Annotated in this window: 1 protein-coding gene and 1 pseudogene; both read left to right on the forward strand. The window is 69.5% G+C overall.

Annotation, left to right across the window (positions count from 1 at the left end):
* Positions 1 to 273 (forward strand): annotated as a pseudogene (locus ACZ6EM_RS40490) (potassium-transporting ATPase subunit B); the annotation flags it as partial.
* 21 nt (positions 274 to 294) lie between these two features.
* Complete coding sequence (gene kdpC / locus ACZ6EM_RS40495; protein WP_401047709.1) at positions 295 to 930, forward strand: potassium-transporting ATPase subunit KdpC; 636 nt, start codon at positions 295 to 297, stop codon at positions 928 to 930.
* Positions 931 to 1,068 lie beyond the last annotated feature (138 nt).

The following is a 1,068-nucleotide window of genomic DNA, read 5'->3' on the forward strand; positions in this document are numbered from 1 at the left end:
ATGTTCGCCGGGGTCTACCCGGGCCTGAGCCACCTCAACATCATGGGCCTGCACAGCCCGCAGTCCGCGATCACCTCGGCGATCATCTTCAACGCCCTGGTCATCATCGGCCTGATCCCGCTCGCCCTGCGCGGCGTGCGCTACCGCCCGTCCGACGCCAGCTCGCTGCTGCGCCGCAACATCGGGGTCTACGGCTTCGGCGGCCTGGTGGTGCCGTTCGTCGGCATCAAGCTGATCGACCTGATCGTCCAGTTCATCCCCGGCCTCAGCTGACGCAGGGAAGGAGAGAAAACCATGTCCAAGCCCCTGCCGACCACCCTCCGCACCCACTTCACCGCCCTGCGGGCACTCCTGGTGCTCACCGTGATCCTCGGGATCGCCTACCCCCTGCTGATCACCGGCATCTCCCAGGCCGCCTTCACCGACAAGGCGAACGGCTCGCCCGTGACGTCCGACGGCAAGGAGGCCGGTTCCAGCCTGATCGGCCAGAACTTCAACCTCCCGAAGAAGAACCCGGACGACCCGAAGGAGGAGGCCCGGCCGGACCCGAAGTGGTTCCAGCCCCGCCCCTCCGCGGCCGGGACCGGCTACGACGCCTCCTCCTCCAGCGCCAGCAACCTCGGCCCGAACAGCGAGGACCTGCTGAAGGCCGTCGAGGACCGCCGCGCCGCCGTCGCCGCGTTCGACGGCGTCGACCCGGCGAGCGTCCCGGCCGACGCGCTGACCGCCTCCGGCTCCGGCCTCGACCCGCACATCTCCGTCGCGTACGCCAAGGAGCAGGTCGACCGGGTGGCCGGGAACCGCGGCCTGCCGGTGGAGGCCGTGACCAAGCTGGTCGACGAGTACACCGAGAGCCGCTCGCTCGGCTTCCTCGGCAACGAGGGCGTCAACGTCGTGCTGCTCAACAAGGCGCTCAGCGAGCAGAAGTGACATCACCTCACACAGACGGGTGACCGGGCCGGCCCGGGGCCGCCGAAGGGTACCACCCCTCTACTTGAAAAGAAAGGCCCCCCGCACCCAAACCCCCCCCCCCCCCCCCCACACACAGCCGTCGCCTTCGGGTGTTCC

The sequence above is a fragment of the Kitasatospora sp. NPDC041917 genome (assembly GCF_055589745.1).